This is a genomic window from Microbacterium sp. H6 (assembly GCF_003314775.1).
Classification (GTDB): domain Bacteria; phylum Actinomycetota; class Actinomycetes; order Actinomycetales; family Microbacteriaceae; genus Microbacterium; species Microbacterium oxydans.
Map to the genome: position 1 here is coordinate 1 of NZ_QOAY01000102.1, position 3240 is coordinate 3240.

Below are 3240 nucleotides of genomic sequence, written 5' to 3' on the forward strand. Positions count from 1 at the left end.
AGCGACCCAGAGTGGGGAATTTCGATGAGCAGAACCGAGGAATTTCAGTGAGCGCCGTCACCGTCAGCCCAATCGTCGTCGAAGTGAGCTACGAGGACTGGTCGGAGACGGAATCTCTCACGCTCGACTAGCTCCAACCCCTTTATCGCCCCGTGTCTCACAGCATCGGTCCACGCGGGGACAGACGTTTCGGGACCTGCTGGACATGTACATGTTGAAGGCTTCTTTGAGGAAGGACTGACATGGACACCACAGATCAGGATGAGCTCGACCAAGTATTGCGGCGGCTCGCGTCTCCGACGACGCAGATCACCCCGGCGGTGGAGGACGAGCTGGCGTCGATGACGATCGCCACGCGGGGGGCAGCGCGTCCGATCGTACGCAAGCGCGCCTGGCGGCTCTCGCTAACCGCAGGGATTCCGGTCGTCGCGGTGTTCGGCATCGGTGCGGCCGCGATGGCAACGGGTCTGTGGGAGCCATGGGCGCAAACACCCGACGGAACGTTCACGTACACGTTGCCCAGCGGTATGACGTGCGAGCAACGCGTCGGCGACCTCCATTCCGAGAACCCCGACATTCAGCGTGCTGTCCAAGAGATCTTCGCCACGACGGACGTCGTCGCTGAGTCGGATGTCGCCGCGCGGTACGAGCGGCTACTCACTGAGGACTCGGCCCTCGAGTACGCCCAGGCCACGGTTGACAATAGTAGCGGTTTGCCCGGATACAGCACGATCGAGGACGTGATCTACGGGATGGCAGTGCGCACAGCCGTGAACAACACCGTGAATGAAGAACTCGTCGATCGAGGATTGCTCCAGTCCGATGAGCAATATTCGATGTCGCTCCGAGGTCAGTCTCTGTGTGGAGAGGACGCACCGTGAGTCGTCGACGCATGAACGAACGTCAGTCCCGCGGTGTCGACAACATCTCGACGAACGCCGCGGATCTCCTCGCATACTTCGAGTACCGGGCTCGCGGCGCCGAGGCGGCCGATCTGCTGTCAGAGACGATGGCAACAGCATGGCGCCGTATCGATGCCATGCCCGACGAGCCCACTGAGGCGAGGATGTGGCTGTTCGGGATCGCACGAAATACCCTCGCGAACGCGGAACGGGCGGCACAGCGACGATGGAAGCTCGCAGACAAGCTCCGTGCCCATCTCACCACCTCCACGCCAGTCGACGATGACCAGCGCACGATCGAGGTACGCGACGCCGTGAGCCGGCTGACGCCGGACCTGCGCGAACTAATCGGCCTCATCCACTGGGACGGATTCAGCATCACCGACGCAGCCGGCATCATCGGCATCCCCGCATCGACCGCACGAACCCGATATCAGACTGCTCGGCACCAGCTCGCGCGATCTCTAGACCCGATTGGCCCCTCAACTGACGCAGGTGTCTCACCTACCTGCGGTGTCTCATAGCCCATGGGATATGAGACGGCTTCCCCGCCACGTGGGATCGGCTGACGCGCACGAGTGTTGAGGACTTCGGACAGAAGTGCCGACGACTTCGGACATCGACATCCCTGGTGTGCAACACGCCGACGTTTGATCCGCCGAAACCCCCTGCCGAAACAAAACCGCGCCGGAACATCGGTATTACCGTTTTCGGCGCGGTGCGAGCGACACCACCGCCGACGCTTTCACGCGCTATGTCCCGACTGCTACATCGAGGGGGCACCGTGGACACGACGGCGACCGATGTTGGCTCGTGCGGGCATGTTCACGATCTCGCCTACGGCTGCGTGAACCAAGGGCGACGTCTCGAACGTGCAGACGATCTAGCCTCCGGATCGGACGGACAAGTCGAAACGAAGCAGCTACAGCGACGGCCCGAACCGCTGCACTTCGTTGCGGCGGGTTCGTTCCTGCTCAGGGTGGTGGGCCTGGGCGAGGTTCTGCGACCGGTGGAGGGCGGCACGAGCGCGAGTCGCGTCGATCTTCTGCGCCTTCGCCTCGGCCGGTGCCCCGAGCGGTGACGATCCGGTGATCCCGTAGCGGTCCCGGTAGGCGGCGATGGTGCGGGCACCGTAGCGCCATGTCTGGGCAGCACGAAGCTGCTTCGGTTGCGTGCCGAGCTTCGTGACCCACTCGAGTTTCTCTGTGAGCGCGGTGTCGAGGAGCGCATCGGCGCGGTTCTCGATGAGTTTGCGCCGCTCGGCCAGCGCCCGCCGCATATCTGCAGTCATCACGCCGTTGGCCTCGGGGATGAGACCAACGATCAGGCGCGACGCCTTGCGAGCACGGCCGACGCCCGCCGGGCGGGAGGTCGCTTTGGCGACGCGGTCGTGCAGGACAGCGGCGATGTCATCGACGTCTCCGAACCCGCGCGCTCTGACCAGGTGTGGCAGCAGGATCTCGATGTCGTGCTGGTTCGCCTCTGCGCGCCGAAGCTCGGCGGTCAGCGCGCCGAAGACGGGTGAGGCGATCGCGTCCTCGGCATCGTTATCGCCGAGCCCGGAGGATCGGATGAGTGCGGCCCAGCGATCGTGTTGTGCGGCGGCTGCCAGGGTCTCGTACTCGGCGGCGAGCTGACCGATCGAAGGCCAGGTGTCCTGCTCGACAGCGATCGCCTCACGCGCGGACCGTTCAGCGCCGACGTGCTGCAACACACCGAGCAACACGCTTCGGGCGGTTGCTTCGGCGTTGTCGCCGGGGTGCGGGCCGTCGTGGGCGAGGTCGGGTTTGTCGACAGCGACGTAGGCGATGTTCTCTTCGCGGCCGCGGGTCATGGCGACGTAGAACGTCTCCCTGGTCATCGACGCATCCGCCAGCACGTGCGAAGAGTCCACGGTGATGCCCTGCGCCCGGTAAGAAGTGACGGCGTAGCCGAGGTCGAGGTGCTCTGCCGCGTACGCGGCCGGGACCACCACCGACCCGCCCCACCTACGTCCGGCGCGGCGCAGGGTGAGGGCACCATGGTGGTGGACCTGGGTGATCATCCACCGGTCGCCGTTGCGGACCCAGGATCGCCCGGCGCGCAGGCAACGGTTGTTGCGGCGGGTGATGACGGTGTCTCCGGCCGTAGCTCTCGTGCCGTCGTGCAGTTCGACCTCGCGCCGGGCGTTGACGGTGCCGTCGAGGATGAGATCGGCACGCGCTCTGTTGTTGAGGGCTTGGACGGATTCGTTGGAGTCGGACACGAGGACACTGGCCCGGCCCGCGAGAGTATCGGAGCGCCATGCGGTGTAGGCGGCATCGATCATCTCCTCGGTCTCCCCGCCGATCACACGGCC

Annotated in this window: 2 protein-coding genes and 1 pseudogene; 2 read left to right on the forward strand and 1 reads right to left on the reverse strand. The window is 65.0% G+C overall.

What is annotated here, in order from left to right:
• Positions 1–242 precede the first annotated feature (242 nt).
• Together DSP71_RS06865 and DSP71_RS06870 are read left to right on the forward strand one after the other, a co-directional pair.
• Positions 243–881 (forward strand): hypothetical protein, encoded by a 639-nt coding sequence (locus DSP71_RS06865; protein WP_113680707.1) that lies wholly within the window; start codon positions 243–245, stop codon positions 879–881.
• 11 nt (positions 882–892) lie between these two features.
• On the forward strand, positions 893–1426 hold the full coding sequence (locus DSP71_RS06870) for an RNA polymerase sigma factor (protein WP_113680708.1): 534 nt from the start codon (positions 893–895) through the stop codon (positions 1424–1426).
• A 398-nt stretch (positions 1427–1824) separates the two neighbouring features.
• Here the strand turns inward: DSP71_RS06870 and DSP71_RS23255 are convergent.
• Positions 1825–3240 (reverse strand): annotated as a pseudogene (locus tag DSP71_RS23255) (conjugal transfer protein); the annotation flags it as partial.